This is a genomic window from Hydrogenophaga sp. (genome assembly GCF_050182545.1).
Classification (GTDB): domain Bacteria; phylum Pseudomonadota; class Gammaproteobacteria; order Burkholderiales; family Burkholderiaceae_C; genus Hydrogenophaga.
Genome location: NZ_JBFXCD010000032.1, coordinates 1 through 18,933, shown reverse-complemented (window position 1 = coordinate 18,933; position 18,933 = coordinate 1). Strand labels below are relative to the sequence as shown.

17 protein-coding genes and 1 pseudogene are annotated in these 18,933 nt (G+C 64.2%); 7 read left to right on the top strand and 11 right to left on the bottom strand.

Features of this window, described 5'->3' with window-relative positions:
• Both AB7P10_RS19780 and AB7P10_RS19775 read left to right on the top strand, forming a co-directional pair.
• A partial coding sequence (locus tag AB7P10_RS19780; protein WP_428295555.1) for a hypothetical protein occupies positions 1–471 on the top strand: 471 nt, incomplete at its 5' end.
• Positions 472–690: 219 nt separating this feature from the next.
• Positions 691–817, top strand: a pseudogene (locus AB7P10_RS19775) (cyclic pyranopterin monophosphate synthase MoaC); the annotation flags it as partial.
• A 3-nt stretch (positions 818–820) separates the two neighbouring features.
• Here AB7P10_RS19775 and tfpZ read toward each other — a convergent pair.
• The 9 genes from tfpZ to sucC all read right to left on the bottom strand — a co-directional run bounded on the left by tfpZ (position 821) and on the right by sucC (position 11,641).
• Positions 821–1,591: a TfpX/TfpZ family type IV pilin accessory protein gene (gene tfpZ / locus AB7P10_RS19770; RefSeq protein WP_428295554.1), complete on the bottom strand. Its 771-nt coding sequence runs from the start codon at positions 1,589–1,591 to the stop codon at positions 821–823.
• 94 nt (positions 1,592–1,685) lie between these two features.
• Positions 1,686–3,404: a Wzy polymerase domain-containing protein gene (locus tag AB7P10_RS19765; protein ID WP_428295553.1), complete on the bottom strand. Its 1,719-nt coding sequence runs from the start codon at positions 3,402–3,404 to the stop codon at positions 1,686–1,688.
• A 75-nt stretch (positions 3,405–3,479) separates the two neighbouring features.
• Positions 3,480–3,953: a pilin gene (locus AB7P10_RS19760; protein WP_428295552.1), complete on the bottom strand. Its 474-nt coding sequence runs from the start codon at positions 3,951–3,953 to the stop codon at positions 3,480–3,482.
• Positions 3,954–4,140: 187 nt separating this feature from the next.
• On the bottom strand, positions 4,141–4,944 hold the full coding sequence (locus tag AB7P10_RS19755) for an MBL fold metallo-hydrolase (RefSeq protein ID WP_428295551.1): 804 nt from the start codon (positions 4,942–4,944) through the stop codon (positions 4,141–4,143).
• 196 nt (positions 4,945–5,140) lie between these two features.
• Complete coding sequence (locus AB7P10_RS19750; protein ID WP_428295550.1) at positions 5,141–5,770, bottom strand: FHA domain-containing protein; 630 nt, start codon at positions 5,768–5,770, stop codon at positions 5,141–5,143.
• Positions 5,771–5,824: 54 nt separating this feature from the next.
• The gene (locus tag AB7P10_RS19745) at positions 5,825–6,613 is read right to left on the bottom strand and encodes a Stp1/IreP family PP2C-type Ser/Thr phosphatase (RefSeq protein ID WP_428295549.1); all 789 of its coding nucleotides are present in this window, start codon (positions 6,611–6,613) and stop codon (positions 5,825–5,827) included.
• A gap of 10 nt (positions 6,614–6,623) precedes the next feature.
• A complete protein-coding gene (locus AB7P10_RS19740) occupies positions 6,624–9,299 on the bottom strand; it encodes a CHASE2 domain-containing serine/threonine-protein kinase (protein WP_428295548.1) in 2,676 nt (891 codons plus the stop codon).
• A gap of 235 nt (positions 9,300–9,534) precedes the next feature.
• The gene (gene sucD / locus AB7P10_RS19735) at positions 9,535–10,428 is read right to left on the bottom strand and encodes a succinate--CoA ligase subunit alpha (protein WP_428295547.1); all 894 of its coding nucleotides are present in this window, start codon (positions 10,426–10,428) and stop codon (positions 9,535–9,537) included.
• 52 nt (positions 10,429–10,480) lie between these two features.
• Positions 10,481–11,641 (bottom strand): ADP-forming succinate--CoA ligase subunit beta, encoded by a 1,161-nt coding sequence (sucC, locus tag AB7P10_RS19730; protein WP_428295546.1) that lies wholly within the window; start codon positions 11,639–11,641, stop codon positions 10,481–10,483.
• 170 nt (positions 11,642–11,811) lie between these two features.
• On the opposite strand from sucC, the gene argC reads away from it, so the two are divergent.
• On the top strand, positions 11,812–12,723 hold the full coding sequence (gene argC, locus AB7P10_RS19725) for an N-acetyl-gamma-glutamyl-phosphate reductase (RefSeq protein ID WP_428295545.1): 912 nt from the start codon (positions 11,812–11,814) through the stop codon (positions 12,721–12,723).
• 105 nt (positions 12,724–12,828) lie between these two features.
• Positions 12,829–14,397, top strand: coding sequence for an MFS transporter (locus tag AB7P10_RS19720; RefSeq protein WP_428295544.1), 1,569 nt, complete (start codon positions 12,829–12,831; stop codon positions 14,395–14,397).
• Between the two features lie 8 nt (positions 14,398–14,405).
• Here the strand turns inward: AB7P10_RS19720 and recX are convergent, their stop codons facing one another.
• Positions 14,406–14,864 carry a recombination regulator RecX gene (recX, locus tag AB7P10_RS19715; protein ID WP_428295543.1) on the bottom strand — a complete coding sequence of 153 codons (459 nt, stop codon included), beginning with the start codon at positions 14,862–14,864 and terminating at the stop codon, positions 14,406–14,408.
• Between the two features lie 36 nt (positions 14,865–14,900).
• Positions 14,901–16,037, bottom strand: a complete 1,137-nt coding sequence (gene recA, locus AB7P10_RS19710; protein WP_428295542.1) for a recombinase RecA — start codon at positions 16,035–16,037, stop codon at positions 14,901–14,903.
• A gap of 136 nt (positions 16,038–16,173) precedes the next feature.
• Between recA and AB7P10_RS19705 the strand changes: the two genes are divergently transcribed.
• The 3 genes from AB7P10_RS19705 to AB7P10_RS19695 form a co-directional block, all read left to right on the top strand.
• On the top strand, positions 16,174–16,698 hold the full coding sequence (locus AB7P10_RS19705) for a MarR family winged helix-turn-helix transcriptional regulator (RefSeq protein WP_428295541.1): 525 nt from the start codon (positions 16,174–16,176) through the stop codon (positions 16,696–16,698).
• 84 nt (positions 16,699–16,782) lie between these two features.
• Complete coding sequence (locus tag AB7P10_RS19700) at positions 16,783–17,457, top strand: response regulator (protein ID WP_428295540.1); 675 nt, start codon at positions 16,783–16,785, stop codon at positions 17,455–17,457.
• A gap of 52 nt (positions 17,458–17,509) precedes the next feature.
• On the top strand, positions 17,510–18,933 hold a 1,424-nt coding region (locus AB7P10_RS19695; RefSeq protein ID WP_428295556.1), incomplete at its 3' end, for a sensor histidine kinase N-terminal domain-containing protein.

Sequence of the window (18,933 nt, the reverse complement as noted above, 5' to 3'; positions counted from 1 at the left end):
CCACACCAGTACCCAAGAAGGAGAAGACCCCAAAGAACTTATCCACATCCTGAACCGCAAGGTTCATCCCAAAGGGTGGGTCAAGGTTCTATGGAAATCCCGGGTCACCTATGCGTGGAAATCAACACCTTTGTACTTTGGGAGTATTTTTGGGCAGTCGAGCTGCGATGGCCCGGCGCATTAAGGGATCGCAACAAAGGCATGATCCTAGGTAGAACTACGGGCTTTGCCGCACTGATTCGCCTTCTGCCTGAGTTGATGGTGCGCCTTACTAGAAGGCCCTTGGATGAAGATACGTCGGAGGTTCACCGCGACGAAATTCTTGAGTTGCTAAAGCTCATCGACATCGATGCGGAACGCTTCAACTCCCAGGAATTCCTGCCGGGTTCAACCGGTGAAGGTGACCTGTTTAAAGCGTTGCTGGCTGGCATAGCTCAGAAGCCAGAACGGTGGACGCCTAGCCTATGGTGACCACCGCTAGGTTGGTGCCACTCCTCCCATAGAGACTATCCACAAGGCAGTGTGCGCTTGCGCGTGTTGATGGTGCACCTCCACATAGGGGAGCTTGGTTTATCCTTCGACTCCTTGGCAGCAGTCGCTGTCCAAGTTTTGTCCAACTGCGTTGACCAAGAATCGAGTTTTTGAGGCGTGAAAGCCCGGCGACAGACACCTAAGCCCTTGATTAATATAGCGGTGTCGGTGGCGCTGCTCACCATCTACGACATGTGCAAGGCCGTGGACCGGGGGATGGTGATGGGCGGGGTGCGGTTGGTGGAGAAGCGGGGGGGGGAAAAGTGGGGAGTTTGTGGCGGGGTGAGCATCACGGGTCGTACGGATCGATCGGCAGATAGCCCACCGGTTGAGCGCTGTGACGGTCGAGCAGGATGGTCCAGAAAGAAGCCCGTCCAACCAGAGGCAGGTGCAAGACCTCATCGGGATTCAACTTGTCCAGCACGGGTGATCGAACCCAGGCCTCCCGAGCATCCGACCTTCGATCCAACAGTTCCCGCACTGGTCTCGCCACTGCCAGTACCTGCGGTACCGAGTCCTCGTAGGCCATCCAGAGGTCGGGGCGTGCCCCCAGATGCACGCCACCCAAGGCGGCCATGGTGGCATCAGCCTCCTCTTTCGCGTCAACGAAGGGGCGCACGGCCACCATGCCCGGCCCGAGGAGCGGCAGAACCCGAGCGCCTGGCGGGGCGCGATCCAACAGTTCAAGCGGAACCTCAACGGCGTGGACCGCTCGAAAGCGATCGATTTCGAATGCCAGAAAGACAGGGCGCGCTTGGTACACCGTCCAGACTCCGTAGGCCAGAGCGGCCAACTGAATCAAAACAATCAACCCGACGTCAGTGCGCCATTCGCGCTTCGACTTACCAGGGCTTGATACAACCAATGTCGCCCCGGGCCCCAACACCAAGTCCACGAGCGCAACCAAGAAGAAGAGGCTCAGCCCACCGGACAATGACCGGAAGGGTTCCGGATACCAAACATAAAACATCCCCAGTGCGATGAACCCGATCACCACCGCACTCAAGGCCATGTGGGTCCCTGCTGCCTTCATGCGCCAACGCCAGCTCGTTGCTGTCAATTTTTTCTCCTGTCTTCGAACAAGCTGGAGTGTAGAAAGGAAATGAGGGATTCAGCTGAATCGACGGCGGTCTTGCTCGACGATGGACGCTTCCTCAATTCGAGACGGAGTCAGTACTCCGCGAATAGGCTGCGACTTCTGCGTCAAGTTGGCGCTTCAGCTTGTCGTGCAGCTCACTACCATGCTGAGCGCGCAGGATGCGCATCTGTCGCGATGCCTCGACGGTCTCACCGTTGAGGACCAGCGCCGTGACATAGCGGTATCGGGCACCAGACCATGCGTAGTGATCGGCGACGCGCCTCAATGTCTCAATTTCTTCGGGCCGCATGCCGGGCTTCAGTTGCAGCCTACCCGCCTCGTTGACCGCCTCCAATTGCGTTAGGAGATAGACCTTTGCGGGATTATCGGCTTGACCTTCAGGCCCGATCCGCAACATTTCAAAACGGGCAAGCCGAAAGTCCTCTTCGGCGCGGACGTAGTCGACCACCGTCCAAGCCGCCAGAGCAGTAAAAGTGGCCAGAAAAACGGCCGCCAAGCGAGCATTGATGGTCAATGCGCTCACAGGACGAACCGCACCCTCAACCATCCCGATGCCGACCATGGCTGGCGCTAGAAGGTACGCATAGGCAAACGGGAACTCGAGCATGGAATGCAAGCCAAGGGGAAGCGCAACAGCCAAGCCAAACCAGGCCTTTGGTCCGTCGATGGAGCGTGCGCGCGACCACAACCAATACAACGACGCGACGGTCATCAACAATGTCAGAGGCAGGCCGACCCAGATCGCCAGATCGATAAGCAGATTGTGGCTGTAGGTCAGGGGCAGGCTGCGGTCGTAGGCATGAACTACTGCCGCGTGCGCCTCTGCGGTATCGCGGATTCCCCAACCAAACCAAGGGCGCTGTCCTACAGCCTCCAGCAGTTGTGGCCAGACCGTCAGCCGGGGATCGGCAGTGCTCTCTGCAATGCGGGCAATGCCACCATGGCCCGCCATGTCGTATAGCGCGAGAAGTTTTGGCCAAAGCAAATACAGGGTCGCAAAACCAATCACGAACGGGAACACCCACCACCTTGTAATCCCGGGGGTAACTACGGGTTGTTTCCAAATCCACCACAGCACCACCAGCGTCAGTCCAAGTACCCCCGAACGTGATCCGGTAGCGACCAGGGCCAGCAACATGAAACCGAGGCACAGGGCCATTACCCCGCGACCCAGACGCTCAATCGAACAAAGGTAGACCGCGCTGGCTACAGACATGACGAGCAATGTCGCCAAATGGTTGGGCTGCCCTACATTGCCAGCTGCGCGGCGTGAATCGACCGTGCGCAGAATCCAGCTGGAGTCGTCAAGAACCTGCAGCACCTGGGCAAGACCGACACCAACCGACAACACGGCAACCACGATCACTGAGCCGGCCAGCCACTCGTCCACCTGGATTCGGCGAGGAGCGAACAAGGCAGCATGCGGGTCTCGTATCCCTGCCGTGGCCGTCGTGCCCAAGCCAATGGAGACCAACGCCAGCAGTACATACAGAAGTGCTGCTAAGGCCGTACCGCCGAAGTCAATCTGCCCCAGAACAAATTGAATGACCGCACAAACACCCAGGACCAGCAGCGGCCAAGTCGCTTGAGGCATGGCAAGTGCCAGGGCTCCACCGCGACGCACAGCTGGCGCAACTGCCATCCATGCCACGCAAAAAGCGGCCGCAAATACGGTCAGCTCGGCATGCCAACTGACCCATGGTGATACATGGCTGGTCGTCAGCCATCCGAACAAGAACAGCAGCGCGACCAACCCCGACAAAGTGTCGCTCAATGAAAAACGCCCCAGCGGGGCGTTTCTTCTTCCACAATCGGAGCAAAGCATTTGCTCAATAGTGTGCGCGGGCCCTTATTGAGCAGCAAACGTACCACCAGGGGCCAGGTTTTGAACGCGGCACGAACCGGGGAGGAACTTGTCCTGCACGCTGCCTGCACCACAATCCCAACGGGTGATCGAACCGTTCGAGATATCCGGCACGAGAAAAACCGTACCATCCGCACCGGTGCCGATGTTTCGCGACGTGACGCGCACAGCACCGTTTTCGTTGGTAGCAATTTCCTGCACATAGGTGGAGGTCGGCTGAGAAGCTTCGCAACCCCAATCGCCACCATCGGGCAGCGACACTGCCGTGTTCGACTGCACAATCTCAGTGATGCTGGTACGGCAAGCCGATGCCGCCAGAATCACTTCCGACATCTTGGCGCGCTTGGTGTAATCCTGATAAGCCGGCAGCGCAACCGCAGCCAGAATACCGATGATGGCCACCACGATCATCAGTTCGATGAGGGTGAAACCTTTTTGCAGGGAACGCTTGAGCTTCATGGGGACTCCTTGAGAGACAGGGTTGGGTTAAGGACGCCTCCCTATCAGCAGACGCCGTGCCAACCTGAAATGGCCTGTTTTCTGCGGCCTATTTCACGTTTAAGCCTCTCCCAGTGACATTTGGTGACCGGTGCGCCGGGATGTGACCGACATTTTTTGTCACTCCCACCTGACCGGACACGTTTTGTCAGAGTTCGAAGGTCTGTCCTGCGCTGAGCCAGCGGATGTCGTGGCGCACGCTTTCCGCACGGCGGGGCGCTTCGTCGAAGCTGCGGATCTCTTCCATGATCAGGCCTGTTTCCGCCGGTTTGGTGTGGGTGATGTAGATCGGATAGCGGCTGCCTGGGTCGATCTGCTCGAGTTCCTGGGCCAGGGTGCCCGGCGCCAGGTGCAGGCTGCGCTGAGCAAGCTCGTGCTCGCGGTTGCTGAACGCGGTTTCGATCACCAACAAGGCGACCGGCAGTTGGTTGATGCGTTTCCAGAACGCGGGGTTGCGCCCGGTGTCACCGCTGAATACCCAATGGCCAGACGCGCTCGCTGCGGCGAACCCGACCGCTGGCACCGTGTGCACGGCCGGCAGCACCTCGATGGCCTTGCCACCCACCTGCAGCACCTCGCCCACGGTGATGGGCACGAAGCGCATGAGGGGAGCCTCAGCACTCGGGATGGCGGAGAAGTCGGGCCAGATCAGGTTGTTGAAGATGTGGCTGCGCAGCGCCTCGATGGTGCCGGGCAGGGCGTGCACCTGCAGCGGTGCGGCGCCTGCTGCCATGCGGCGCGCCGCCACCGCGTCCAGCATGAGGGGCAACGCGGCCACGTGGTCGAGGTGAGAGTGTGTGAGCAGCACATGGTCGACGCCGGCCATCTCGGCCAGGGTCAGATCGCCCACACCGGTGCCGGCGTCAATGAGGACGTTGTCGTCCAGCAAGAAGGAAGTGGTGCGGCAACCTTGGGAGATGGCCCCAGAACACCCCAGAACACGGACCCGCATCGGCAGCTTTGGCATGGCATGGCTGGCACTGCCAGCGCATGAGAACTTGAAACATGATCGCTTGCGCAGTCCCCCTGGGACTGCTCGGCAACCGCCTGCCGAAGGCTACCTGTTCAGCAGAGTCCGGGAAAGGACTTATTTGGCATTTTTGCAACCGGGCGCAAGGCCCGGCAAGCCCCTCAGGGCCGCGCTGCACTCAGTGCTGCACAAACTGCATCTGCGTGCCTGCCAGCTCCAGCAGATCACCGTGGTGCAGGTTGACGGCGTCGGTGCCGATGGCATTGCCGTTGATGGTGGGCTTGAGCGTGCCTTCTACGAGAGCGACGACGTAGCCATGCGGGCGGCGGGTGATGGCGGCCACGGCCACGCCGGGTTTGCCAATGGTGGTGACCACCTTCACCAGAGGAACCTCGCGCCCGGCGGCCGTGCCCGACATGACCTTGATCGCCGCGGCGCCCAGCGGAGCACCCTGGGAATCACCGGCCTCGACCACAGCACCGGCGTTGATGACGGTGGTCTTCTCGTAGCTGTCTGTGGCGCCCTCGTGCACGAACTTGATCTTGTACTTGCCGATCTCGACGCTGTCGCCATTCTGCAACTGCTGCTTCTTGATCGCCTTGCCGTTGACGTACGTGCCGTTGGTGCTGTTGAGATCCTCCAGAAACACGTCCATGCCGGACATTTGCATCACGGCGTGTTCACCACTGACCGCCAGGTTGTCGATGACGATGTCGTTATAAGGACGGCGGCCGAGCGTGGTGCGGTCTTTGGTGAGCTGCACTTCCTTGATGACGACACCGTCGATGGAAACGATCATTTTCGGCATGGCCGACTCCTCTGGAACCTGTAAGTTGAATTCTGGATTTCCGCAAACGCGCCACTAACCCTTGCCCAGCATCCGCGACAGCAGACCCTTGCGCACAGGTTTGGACCGAGCATACGCCAGTATCACCGAAATATTGTCGCGTCCACCGGCGTCGTTGGCAGCGTCCACCAGGGCATGGGCCTTTTCTTCAAGGGTGCCCGCGGTGACCAGAATGGCGGCGATGCGCTCGTCGCTCATCATGTCGCTCAGGCCATCCGAGCAGAACAGGTACAGGTCCTCGTCTTCGACCCGGTGCTCGTTGACTTCGAGCAACACGGTGTCTTCCACACCCAGTGCGCGGGTAACCAGGTTCTTGTGGGTGGCGTACTGCGCCTGCTCGAGTGAAATGAGCCCGGCATCGATCTGTTCCTGCAGCAGGGAGTGATCGCGCGTGATCTGCATGAAGTTGCCAGTGCGCAGGCGGTAGCAGCGCGAGTCGCCCACATGGCCGATCATGGCGCGCGCGCCGTGGAACACGCCCATCACCAGAGTAGTGCCCATGCCGGCGTACTGCGCATTGGAGTTGGCAGCGTTGAAGATCGAGCGGTTGGCGTTGTCGATGCAGATTTCCATCGCCCGCTTGAGCTCACGCGCGCTGGCTTCATGTCCGCCCTCGGACATCCAGCGCCCCAACTCCGTCTTGATGAAGGTGGTGGCCATCGCACTGGCGACTTCGCCCGCGTTGTAGCCGCCCATGCCATCGGCGAGCACAGCGACCTGGTTGTCGGGATCGAGGGCGACGGAGTCCTCGTTGTTGTCCCTCACCAGGCCCGGATCCGTTAAGCAAAAATACTCAAAAATCATATTGTTCGATTTATAAGCGGATATCGGGGCTGGTGCTCTCGAGCACGCCACGCTGAGCCGGGGATGGCGTGACAACAGTGGCAAGCAATGCGTTTTCATCACCGCTCCCGGCCGGGCTGGCCGCCTTTTCAGGGGCTTCGGACGCGCTTGCCATGGCGAGCACGTTGCGCAGATCGGTCGCCAGCTCTTCCCCAGTCTGGTACCGCTGGACCGGCGACTTGGTGAGGGCCTTGCCCAGTATATCGGCCAGTTCCTGCGGCAAGTCCGGGCGCAGTGTGCGCACGTCGGGCGCCGGCTCGTTGGCGATCTGGTACATCAGCGAGGCCAGCGAATCGCCCCGCAACGGCAATGCGCCGGTGAGCAACTGGAACAGCGCGACGCCCAGGGAATAGAGGTCGGAGCGGCCGTCCACACGCTGGCCGGCCAACTGCTCGGGCGACATGAAACTGGGCGTACCCAGCACCATGCCCGTCTTGGTCTTGCTGGAGCCGGTGATGCGGGCAATGCCGAAGTCGGTGACCTTGACGCTGTCGGTGGCGGGGTCGTACATGACGTTGGCCGGTTTGATGTCGCGGTGCACCACCTGCTGCCGGTGGGCATGGTCCAGCGCCAGCGCCACGCGTTCGCCAATGGACAGCACCGTGGCCACCGGCAACAACTGTCCCAAGCGCGTGTGCTCCACCAAATCCTGTCCTGGCAGGAATTCCATGGCGATGTAGGCCAGGTCATGCTCTTCACCCGCGTCGAAAATCGTGACGATGTGCGGGTGCTGCAGGCGCCCAGCGGTCTCGGCCTCGCGGAAGAAGCGCTCGCGGGCGTCCGCGAGTTCGGCACCCTCAAACTCGGCGCTGAGTGCCAACGTCTTGATGGCCACGGTGCGCCCGATCTTGGGGTCGCGCCCCAGATAGACCACGCCCATCGCACCCTTGCCCAACTCCTTCTCGACCTGGTAGCGCCCCAGCATGGGCTTCTCGATGCCACCGCCTGTGAGCAGCAGCGTGCCCCCTGGATGGGACGATCCTCCCCCCAGGACCACGGTTTCCGACAGATTCCTGGCGCGCTTGAGGCGTGCCTGCACGTCGGTGTCGGTGCGGTCGAAGCGCGCCATGTGCTCATACACCGCTTCTGCCTTGTTGAACTGGCGCTTGCGCTCGAAGTCCAGCGCCAGTTGCCTGAGGTTGTCCATCAAGGCCTCACTGTGTGGCACGCGGCGCAGGCGGTCGAAGGCCATGTCAAGCTGGCCCTGGCTTTGCAGCGCCATGCCCATCAAGCGGTTGGTCTCGGCCGACTCTTCGTCGGACTTCAGCTTGCCGGCCTCCGTCACGAGGAAGCGGCGGGTGGTGAGCGCCAGGTGGCCGATCAGCAGCAGTGCCACCGGAAACACCAGGGGCAGCCAGATCGCTGCTTGGGCCAGCAACTGGTACTCCGCACCCAGCAACAACAGGAACAACGCACCGGTCAGCATGGCCGCGGCGGCGGCCGACAGACGCGGCAGGACCAGCACCACGTAGGCCACCACCAGCACCAGCGCGGCCAGCACCACCAGGCCGCTCCAGGCCGGCTGGGCAATGAAATGCCCGCTGAGGATGCTCGATGTGATGTGCGCGAGGATGGTGGCGGGTGACATCGTCGCAGACACCGGGGTGTTGAACAGCGTGCCCACGCCGGCCGCGGTGGCGCCGACGATTACGATCTTGTCGGCGTATTTGCTGGCCGGAATACGGCCCGAGATCACGTCGTAGAAGGAATCGACCGGGAAGGCGGGGCGCCCATCGCGATCGGCGTAAAACTGCGGCAGCGTGCGCGCTGCGGTATCTGTGGGAATCAGCGTGCGGCCCAGCAGAACACCCTCGCCCGGCAGCAGGCGGATGTCGTCGCGTGTCAGATTCAGGCTGTGGGCCGCGGTCACCAGGCCCATGGACGGCACGGCGAAACCGTCGAACTGCACCAGCAACGGCTCCTGGCGCACCGAGCCATCCACATCAGGGACCTGGTTGAGGTGCCCCACGAACCGGGCCGCCTCGCCTATCGCCGCCAGCGGCTGCTGCATACGCAAGGCCGGCACGCCAAAACCGCTGTCATCGGCCACCGCGCCGCGCTGGGCAAAGGCTGGCAGCGGTTGGTCAGGACGGCCCGTGGGTTCACCCAGGCCAAACACCGAGGGCACGATCACGTTGCCTGCTCGCGCCATGCTGGCCACGAGGCGCGCATCGGAGTCCAGCGTCTGCTCGGCTGCACCGATGAATTCCCGCAGACGCTGGCGAGACATCTCGCCCAAATCAGAGAGCGGCGCCTCGCCCGGTGCCGAACTCTCCAGCATGGAGCGCAATTCGCGCAGTTGAGTCAACCCGCGGTCGGTCTGCGGTTCGAAGAAAAAAGCGGTGTGCGCCACCGTCTTGGCCTTGGCTGCGCCGAGCTGGTCGATCAGCTCGGCATGGACCTCGCGGGGCCAGGGCCAGCGACCGATGTTGGCAATGCTCTGGTCGTCGATGGCGATGATGGCGATGCGGTCGCTGGGAGCGCGGTTGCTGGCGGTGCTCGCCACGTCATAGAAGCGGCGTTCAAGCCCCGCGAACAGGTCGGTCCCGGCGTGCAAGGCAAAGACAGCCAGCACCACCAGCAGGCCCATGAAGGCATCGGATCGCCAGATCCGGCCTGGGCCCTTGCGGGGGGTCGACTTGTGCATGGACACGTTGCGCATTCTCCGGGTCGGTTCGCCTGCTGGTCGCCGCGAACTGCCCGAAGGTCAGAGAGAAGCGCACCGATGGTGAGGCGACGAACGCCTGCACCGAAAATGTAGCATTTTGTTTCAGACGCACATGGCCCGGCAAGGGCCTTTGTGGGCTTGGCGCCGCAATACCCGTGTCGGCATGAAAAAAGGCAACGCAAGCGTTGCCCTTTTCACGGAGTCACCCACCCGCTCAGAGTTGCGCCTTGAGCAGCTTGCCCAGCTCGGACGGATTGCGCGTGATGACAAAGCCGCACTCCTCCATGATGGCGAGCTTGGCATCGGCCGTGTCGGCGCCGCCCGAGATGAGCGCGCCAGCATGGCCCATGCGCTTGCCGGGGGGCGCGGTCACGCCCGCGATGAAGCCAACGATTGGCTTCTTCATGTTTGCCTTGCACCACATTGCGGCTTCCGCTTCGTCCGGACCGCCGATCTCGCCGATCATGATTACCGCGTCCGTGTCGGGGTCGTCGTTGAAGGCCTTCATGACGTCGATGTGCTTCAGGCCGTTGATCGGGTCACCACCGATGCCCACGGCACTGGACTGGCCCAGGCCGACTTCGGTCAGCATGGCCACGGCTTCATAGGTCAGCGTGCCCGAACGCGAGACCACACCGATGCGGCCCTTGCGATGGATGTGGCCGGGCATGATGCCAATCTTGATCTCATCGGGCGTGATCAGGCCCGGGCAGTTGGGGCCCAGCAGCAGGGTCTTCTTGCCGCCAGCGGCTTCCTTGGCCTTCATCCTGTTGCGCACTTCCAGCATGTCTTTGACCGGGATGCCCTCGGTGATGCAGACCGCCAGGTCCAGGTCGGCCTCGACAGCTTCCCAGATCGCAGCGGCGGCGCCCGCGGGCGGCACGTAGATCACCGACACGGTGGCGCCGGTCTGCTGGGCGGCTTCCTTCACCGAGGCGTAGATCGGGATGTTGAAGATCGACTCACCCGCCTTTTTCGGGTTCACGCCCGCCACGAACGCGTTCTTGCCGTTGGCGTACTCCTGGCACTTCTCAGTGTGGAACTGGCCCGTCTTGCCCGTGATGCCCTGGGTGATGACCTTGGTGTCTTTGTTGATGTAAATCGACATGGTTTCTTCCTAGTCAGTCGGGGACAAAGCGAAAGCTCTGTCCCCAAGGTCATTACTTAACGGCTGCGACGATCTTGGTCGCGGCTTCGGCCATGGTGTCGGCGGCGATGATTGGCAGGCCGGATTCGGCCAGCATCTTCTTGCCCAGTTCTTCGTTGGTGCCCTTCATGCGCACGACCAGCGGCACGCTCAGGTTCACCGCCTTGCAGGCGGTGATGACCCCAGTGGCGATGGTGTCGCACTTCATGATGCCGCCGAAGATGTTGACCAGGATGCCCTTGACCTTGGTGTTCTTGAGCATGATCTTGAAAGCCTCGGTGACCTTCTCGGGCGTGGCGCCACCGCCCACGTCCAGAAAGTTGGCGGGCTCACCGCCGAACAGCTTGATGGTGTCCATGGTGGCCATGGCCAAGCCGGCCCCGTTGACCAGGCAGCCGATGTTGCCGTCCAGGCTGATGTAGGCCAGGTCGAACTTGGAGGCCTCGATTTCGGCTGGGTCTTCTTCGTCCAGATCGCGGAAGGCCACGATCTCGGGGTGGCGAAACAACGCGTTGGAGTCGAAGTTGAACTTGGCGTCCAGCGCGATCAGATTGCCCTTGGAGTCGCAGTTCAGCGGGTTGATCTCCACCAGGGACGCATCGGTGTCCATGTAGCACTTGTAGATCCTGGCAAACAGGTCCACGGCCTGATCCACGGAGGCGCCGGTCAGTCCGATGGCCGTGGCGACCTTGCGGGACTGCGCTTCGGTGATACCGGTCAGCGGGTCGATCATCTCGGTGATGATCTTCTCGGGCGTGGCGTGGGCGACTTCCTCGATGTCCATGCCACCTTCGCTCGAAGCAATCAACGCCACCTTCTGGGTTGCGCGGTCGGTAACCAGGGACACGTACAGCTCATTCTTGATGTCGGCACCATCCTCGATATACAGGCGGCGCACCTTTTGGCCTTCCGGACCGGTCTGGTGCGTCTTGAGCTGCATGCCCAGGATTTCACCGGCCAGTCGCTTGACGTCTTCGACCGACTTTGCCACTTTCACACCGCCGCCCTTGCCGCGACCACCGGCATGGATCTGGGCCTTGACCACCCAGACCGGTCCACCCAGCTTCTGTGCGGCTTCCACCGCCTCCTGCACCGTAAACGCCGCGATGCCACGCGGCACCGGCACACCAAACTGGCGCAAGATTTCCTTGCCTTGGTATTCATGGATCTTCATGAGGTCTCTCTCAGGAACAGGTAAAAGAGTGACGGCCGACCCGGGGTGGCCGCTAGGAGGGCACTGAAAACAGCAACCGGGGACTGTATCATGGTGCAACGCACCAAAAACGCGCAGCCACTCGCGCCGGAAGGTGTGCCCCATATCCCTACTGACAAAGCGGAGCAGCCATGGCCAAGGTATTCATCGACGGCGAAGCGGGCACCACCGGACTGCAGATCCGTGAGCGCCTGCACGGCATCCCGCAGGTCGAGGTGGTCAGCATTGCCCCCGAGCGGCGCAAGGATCCGGCGGCCAAGCGCGAGTTGATGGCGCAGGTCGATCTGGTCATCCTCTGCCTGCACGACGACGCCGCGCGCGAGTCCGTCGCCATGATCGATGCCCTGCCGGGCAGACAGCCCAAGGTGATCGACGCGTCGACCGCCCACCGCACGGCACCGGGCTGGGTGTTCGGCTTCCCGGAGCTGGCTCCCGGCCAGCGCGAGGCCGTGGTCAAAGCCAGCCGCATCGCCAACCCGGGGTGCTACGCCAGCGGCGCCATCGCCCTGCTGCGACCGCTCATCGACGCGGGCGCACTGCCGGCCGACCACCCCGTCTGCCTGCCTGCGGTGAGCGGCTACACGGGAGGTGGGCGCACCATGATCGAGGCCTACGAAAAGGGCGAAGCCCCAGCCTACGAGCTGTACGCGCTGGGCCTCAAGCACAAGCACATCCCCGAAATCATGGCCTATACCGGGCTGACGCGACGCCCTGTCTTCACGCCTTCCGTTGGCAACTTTGCGCAGGGCATGCTGGTGCAACTGCCCCTGCATCTGGATACCCTGCCAGGGCATGCGACGGTTGCCAGTCTGCACGCGATCTACGCGAAGCACTATGCGGGCAGCGAATGGGTGGGCGTCGAGCCTGCGACCGAGAGCGGCAAGCTCGACGCGCTGGCGCTCAACGACACCAACCGGCTGGAAATCCGCGTATTCGGCAACGAGGAGGCCCGACAGGCGGTGGTGGTGGCACGGCTGGACAACCTGGGCAAGGGCGCCAGCGGCGCGGCGGTGCAAAACCTGCAGCTCATGCTCGGGCTTTGAAGCCCGCGCCGGGTTGTCGAAACCCGGTGCGCTCATTCGTCGTACGCCTGAATGGCGCCGGCGCAGGTATCGGCGTGGTCTACCGCCGAACCAGAAGGAGTCCCCATGTCCACTGACGCAACGCCGAACGACCTTGCCCCGGCGCGCGCAACGCGCCGCGAATGGGTGGCTCTGGCGGTGATCGCGCTGCCCTGCCTGGTCTACGCGATGGACCTGACCGTGCTGAACCTGGCCTTGCCAGCGATCAGCGCCGACCTCACGCCCTCTGCCGCGCAATTGCTCTGGATCATCGACATCTACGGCTTCATGGTGGCCGGCTTCCTGATCACCATGGGCACGCTGGGCGACAAGCTCGGCCGACGCCGGTTGCTGCTGATCGGCGCGGCCGCCTTCGCGGCGGCCTCGGTTGCCGCAGCACTGTCCAGCACCGCGCAGGCTCTGATCGCCACGCGCGCACTGCTCGGCATCGCGGGGGCCACGCTGGCACCGTCCACGCTCTCGCTGATCTCCAACATGTTCCGCAACGAGCGGGAACGTCGCATCGCCATCGGCATCTGGATTTCCAGCTATTCCGTGGGCGGCGCCATCGGCCCGCTCGTGGGTGGTGTGATCCTGCAGTATTTCGCGTGGCCCGCGATTTTCTGGGCTGCCGTGCCGGTGATGCTGCTGTTGCTGGCGGTCGGCCCGTTCCTGCTGCCCGAGTACCGCGACCCGAAGGCAGGTCGGCTGGACCTTGGCAGCGTGGCGCTGTCAATGGCCGCGGTGCTCGGGGGCGTGTTCGCGCTCAAGCAGGTGGCCGAAGGGCATGTCGGCGCAGCGACCTGGGCCGCCGCCACCCTGGGCCTGCTCGCGGGCGTGTCGTTCGTGCGCCGCCAGCGCCGCATTGCCTACCCGCTGCTGGACCTCAAGCTGTTTGGCCAACCCCGCTTCGCGGCGGCCATCTGCACCTATGCGCTCACCTCATTCGCCATGTTCGGCGTCTACATCTTTGTTTCGCAACACCTGCAGCTGGTGCTGAGCCTGTCGCCTTTGATCGCCGGCCTGTGCACGGTGCCCTGGGCACTGTCGTTCGTCGCGGGTTCCATGTTCACACCCGCCATCGCGCAGCGCCTCGGCGCGCCCCGGACCATCGTGATCGGACTCGTTGTGGCGGCCGCCGGATTTGCCGGCATGGTGCTGGTGGACGGTGCGCACGGGCTGGCCTGGCTAATCGGCGGCATGGTGCTCATGGGCCTGGGCATGGCACCGGTGTTCGCGCTGGGCAACGACATCGTCATCAGCTCGGCACCGCCCGAACGCGCGGGTGCCGCCTCGGCGCTGTCCGAGACCAGTTCGGAGCTGTCGGGTGCGCTGGGCATCGCGGTCTTCGGCAGTCTCGCCACAAGCCTGTACCGCCATGGCATGGCGGGTCGAATGCCGGCCGAGCTGTCGGCCGAGGCTCTGGCCAGCACCTCCACGCTGGGTGGCGCGCTGGAGGCGGCCCAGGGTCTGCCCGCGCCACTGGCCGAGGCCCTGCGCCAGACCGCCCGCGCGGCCTTTGTCGATGGCCTGCAGGCTGCGGCGCTGCTGGGCACGGGCATCATGGTGTTCAGCGCCTGGCTGGCCTGGCGCATGCTGCGCACGCCCGGTGCCTCACCCGGCGCGGCGCGCGCGACGGGCACACCCGCCGGCTGACGCCGCGCTCAGTCTTCGCTGTCGCCCGGACCACCGCGCACGACGCGCCGCACGGCCGTGGCGCTGAAGCCGCGCGCGAGCAGAAACCGCACCTGGCGACCATGCTCGGCGACGTCCTGCGGGGGCGCCCCGAACTTCCTGCGCCAGACCTCGCGCGCCCGCGCCTCCTCGGTCTCCTGCAGACCGGCCACCGCATCGGCCACCGCCTGCGGGTCGAGGCCCTTGGCCTGCAGCTCCTGACGCACGCGCGCCGCGCCCAGGCGCGTGGCGCGCCGGTGCAGCACGGATTCCAGCACGCGCTGCTCGTTGATGAAGCCCTTGGCCTGCAGCTCGTCGAGCGCCCGGGCCAGTTCGCCCGGCTCGGTCTCGTGCGGGCTCAGCTTGCGCTGCAGTTCGGCGCGCGAATGCTCGCGCCCGGCCAGCAGGCGCAGGGCGCGGCCCTTGAGGGAGATCTGGTCAAAGCCCATGCAACGGTGCCCGTGCGCGTGGCACGGGCCCATTCCTTACTCGGTCACCGGCGCGCCTGCTGTGGCACTTTCGGCGCGGGCCGCCTTGTCAGCGGCCTTTTCCTTGGCCGACTTGCCCCCCTTGGTCGGCGCGGGAGCTTCGTCCACTGGCAGCAGCGGCACACCCAGCTCGGTGCGCACCTTGTTCTCGATTTCGATGCGCAGGTCGGTGTTTTCGCGCAGGAACTCGCGCGAGTTGTCGCGGCCCTGGCCGATCTTCTCCCCGTTGTACGCATACCAGGCGCCCGACTTCTCCACCACCCGGTGCGCCACACCCAGGTCCAGGATCTCGCCCTCGCGGCTGATGCCCTCGCCAAACAGGATGTCGAACTCGGCGGTCTTGAACGGTGGCGAGACCTTGTTCTTCACCACCTTGACCTTGGTTTCGTTGCCGATCGCGTCCTCGCCCTTCTTGATGGTGCCGGTGCGGCGAATGTCCAGGCGCACGGAGGCGTAGAACTTGAGTGCGTTGCCGCCGGTGGTGGTTTCGGGACTGCCGAACATGACACCGATCTTCATGCGGATCTGGTTGATGAAGATGACCATGCAGTTGGTCTTCTTGATGTGGGCGGTGAGCTTGCGCAGCGCCTGGCTCATCAGGCGCGCCTGCAGGCCGGGCAGCGAATCGCCCATCTCGCCTTCGAGTTCGGCCTTGGGCGTGAGCGCGGCCACCGAGTCGACCACGATCAGGTCCACCGCGCCGGAACGCACCAGGCTGTCGACGATTTCGAGCGCCTGCTCGCCGGTGTCGGGCTGGGAGATCAGCAGGTCCTGCAGGTCCACGCCGAGTTTCTGGGCGTACTGGATGTCCAGCGCGTGTTCGGCGTCGACGAAGGCACACTGGCCACCCAGTTTTTGCATTTCGGCAATCACCTGCAGCGTCAGTGTGGTCTTGCCCGAGGATTCCGGGCCGTAGATTTCCACCACCCGGCCGCGCGGCAGGCCGCCCACGCCCAGGGCGATGTCCAGCCCCAGCGAACCGGTGGAGACAACCTGGATGTCCTCGATCACCTCGCCCTCGCCCAGCCGCATGATGGTGCCCTTGCCGAACTGCTTTTCGATCTGGGCCAGCGCGGCCTGCAGGGCCTTGGCTTTTTCGCTGTTGAGGGGGTTGTTCTTGACGGCTGCGTCCATGAGGGGCTCCTGAGCGGGTTGTAGGGGATCGCACGACCTGTGGGAATGTGTACAGGCTGGATGCTTGAACAGCAGTTTACAAGAGGGTTGAAACTCGCATGGCAATTATTTGGTCAGTTTGCCTTACCATCTGACCATGCACGACAAACCCGTTGCGGCCGCCCCCGACAGGTCACCCGACGACCGCTGGCGTGGCGGCCACCTGGGTCGCCTGATGGGTCAGGCGCTGCGGCGCTTCGACGAGCGCGTGCTGCACCTGATGGCGCACGACGCCAACGTCCCGCTGGCGCTGTCGCACCTGGCGGCGCGCGCGCAGGTCGGCGCCGCACACATCCACATCACCCGCCACCTGGGCCTGCACGGCTCGCGCCTGACGGAGCTGGCGCAGCACGCCGGCATGAGCAAGCAGGCCATGGGCGACCTGGTCACGCAATGCGAAGCCTGGGGCCTGGTGCGGCGCGAGCCCGATCCCCGTGATGCGCGCGCGCGACGCATTGTCTTCACCGACACAGGCCTGCTGTGGCTGGAGGCTTTCCGCCAGGCCGTGGCGCAAGCCGAAGCCGAGTTCCGCGCCCAGGTCGGTGATGCGGTGGCCACCGTGGTCGCGCTCGGGCTGGAGGTCTACGGATCGGAAGCCACTGGCGCCCGCAGCGCGACCTAAAATGAAATCGAGCGGCGCCGGCGCCCGGCGCGCGGAACCATCTGCCACAACAGGCGCTGTGCCAACAGCCCGAGGAGACATCCCATGCGCATCCTGATTGCCGAAGACGACCATGTGCTGGCCGACGGCCTCCTGCGCAGCCTGAGGGCAGCCGGCGCGGCCGTAGACCACGTCACCAGCGGCAGCGAGGCCGACGCCGCCCTGCTCACGAACAACGAGTTCGATCTGCTCATCCTCGATCTGGGCCTGCCCCGGCTGCACGGCCTGGAGGTGCTCAAGCGCCTGCGCTCGCGTGGCTCCACGATGCCGGTGCTCATCCTCACCGCGGCCGACAGCGTGGAAGAGCGCGTCAAGGGGCTGGACTACGGCGCCGACGACTACATGGCCAAGCCCTTCTCGCTGCAGGAGCTCGAAGCGCGGGTGCGCGCCCTGACGCGCCGGGGCATGGGGGGCACCACCAACACCATCCGCCACGGCCCGCTGGAATACGACCAGGCCGGTCGCGTGGCAACGATCGACGGCAAGATGGTCGAGCTCTCCGCCCGGGAGCTGGGCCTGCTCGAAGTGCTGCTGCAGCGCGCCGGACGCCTGGTCAGCAAGGACCAGCTGGTCGAACGGCTTTGCGAATGGGGCGAAGAGGTGAGCAACAACGCCATCGAGGTCTACATCCACCGCCTGCGCAAGAAGATCGAAAAAGGCCCGATCCGCATCGCCACCGTGCGCGGGCTGGGCTACTGCCTTGAAAAAATCACCGGTTGAGGACGGCACGTCCGGCGAGGGCCCCGCCCCCCTGGAGGGTCGGCCCGGGCCGATGTCGTTTGGCCTGTTCCAGCGCGAGCAACGCAGTCTGTTCGGCGAAATCCTCGACTGGATGCTCACGCCGCTGCTGCTGCTGTGGCCGCTGTCGCTGGCGCTGACCTGGTTCGTGGCGCAGGGCATCGCGAGCAAGCCGTTCGACCGCGCGCTCGAATTCAACCTTCAGGCGCTCACCCAGTTTGTGCAGGCGCACGAGGGTCACGTGAGCTTCAACCTGAACGCCCAGGCGCGCGATCTGCTGCGCGCCGACGACAGCGACCTCGTCTACTACCAGGTGCTGGATTCGCGCGGGACCGTGATCAGCGGCGAGGCGGACTTTCCCCGCCCCAGCGACGACTCGACACCCACGCCGGGCATCGTGCAGATGCGCGACGACATGGTGCGTGGTGACGAAGTGCGCGTGGCCTACATCTGGCTGGCGCGCAACGACCCCGAGCGCCTGGTGCTGATGCAGGTGGCCGAGACGCGCGGCAAGCGCTCGACGCTGGCCGCCGAGATCATCAAGGGCGTGATGGTGCCGCAGTTCGTCATCCTGCCACTGGCCGTTTTGCTGGTGTGGCTGGCGCTGGTGCGCGGCATCCGGCCGCTCAACGAACTGGAGCAGCGCATCCGCGCGCGCAAACCCGACGACCTGAGCCCGATCGAGGAGTCGGCCATCCCGCAGGAAGTGGCGCCGCTGGTGTCCTCGATCAACGACCTGCTCACGCGACTGAAAGCCTCGCTCACCACCCAGCGGCGCTTTCTGGCGGATGCGGCGCACCAGCTCAAGACGCCCCTGGCCGGTCTTCGCATGCAGGCCGAGCTGGCGCAGCGCGAAACCGACCCCGTGGAGATCCGCGGCTCGCTGCAGCAGATTGCGCGATCCAGCGCGCGCGCCACGCACACCGTGAACCAGTTGCTGGCGCTGGCGCGCGCCGAAACCACGGGTCGCACGCTGCCCAGCGCGCGCCTCGACCTGGCGAAGCTGGTGCGCGGTGTGGTGCAGGAGTCGGTGCCGCGCGCCATGGAGCATGGCATCGACCTCGGCTTCGAGGGCCGGAACGAAATGCCCGAGGACTGCCTGATCGACGGCAACCCCATCCTCCTGCAGGAGATGGTGCGCAACCTGGTGGACAACGCAATCAACTACACGGGGCGTGGCGGCGTGGTGACGGCGCGCGTGCTGCTGGACCCGTTCAGCGGCGTGCAGGTCTTGCAGGTGGAGGACAACGGCCCCGGCATTCCCGAGAATGAACGCGCCTTCGTGCTGCAGCCCTTCTACCGGGCGCTGGGCACGAATGTGGACGGCTCAGGACTGGGACTGGCCATCGTGCAGGAGATCGCCCAGCAGCACGGTGCCACGGTGTTCATGGAGGACGCCCACGCCGAGCGCAGCCCGCGAGGCCTGCGCGCCGTCGTGCGGTTCACGCCCAAGAACCC

What these genes read in the sequence shown, in the direction of transcription:
- AB7P10_RS19760 (WP_428295552.1), bottom strand. Translation starts at nt 3,953, where the DNA reads ATGAAGCTCAAGCGTTCCCTGCAAAAAGGTTTCACCCTCATCGAACTG.
- AB7P10_RS19755 (WP_428295551.1), bottom strand. Translation starts at nt 4,944, where the DNA reads ATGCGGGTCCGTGTTCTGGGGTGTTCTGGGGCCATCTCCCAAGGTTGC.
- AB7P10_RS19750 (WP_428295550.1), bottom strand. Translation starts at nt 5,770, where the DNA reads ATGCCGAAAATGATCGTTTCCATCGACGGTGTCGTCATCAAGGAAGTG.
- AB7P10_RS19745 (WP_428295549.1), bottom strand. Translation starts at nt 6,613, where the DNA reads ATGATTTTTGAGTATTTTTGCTTAACGGATCCGGGCCTGGTGAGGGAC.
- AB7P10_RS19740 (WP_428295548.1), bottom strand. Translation starts at nt 9,299, where the DNA reads ATGCACAAGTCGACCCCCCGCAAGGGCCCAGGCCGGATCTGGCGATCC.
- sucD (WP_428295547.1), bottom strand. Translation starts at nt 10,428, where the DNA reads ATGTCGATTTACATCAACAAAGACACCAAGGTCATCACCCAGGGCATC.
- sucC (WP_428295546.1), bottom strand. Translation starts at nt 11,641, where the DNA reads ATGAAGATCCATGAATACCAAGGCAAGGAAATCTTGCGCCAGTTTGGT.
- argC (WP_428295545.1), top strand. Translation starts at nt 11,812, where the DNA reads ATGGCCAAGGTATTCATCGACGGCGAAGCGGGCACCACCGGACTGCAG.
- AB7P10_RS19720 (WP_428295544.1), top strand. Translation starts at nt 12,829, where the DNA reads ATGTCCACTGACGCAACGCCGAACGACCTTGCCCCGGCGCGCGCAACG.
- recX (WP_428295543.1), bottom strand. Translation starts at nt 14,864, where the DNA reads ATGGGCTTTGACCAGATCTCCCTCAAGGGCCGCGCCCTGCGCCTGCTG.
- recA (WP_428295542.1), bottom strand. Translation starts at nt 16,037, where the DNA reads ATGGACGCAGCCGTCAAGAACAACCCCCTCAACAGCGAAAAAGCCAAG.
- AB7P10_RS19705 (WP_428295541.1), top strand. Translation starts at nt 16,174, where the DNA reads ATGCACGACAAACCCGTTGCGGCCGCCCCCGACAGGTCACCCGACGAC.
- AB7P10_RS19700 (WP_428295540.1), top strand. Translation starts at nt 16,783, where the DNA reads ATGCGCATCCTGATTGCCGAAGACGACCATGTGCTGGCCGACGGCCTC.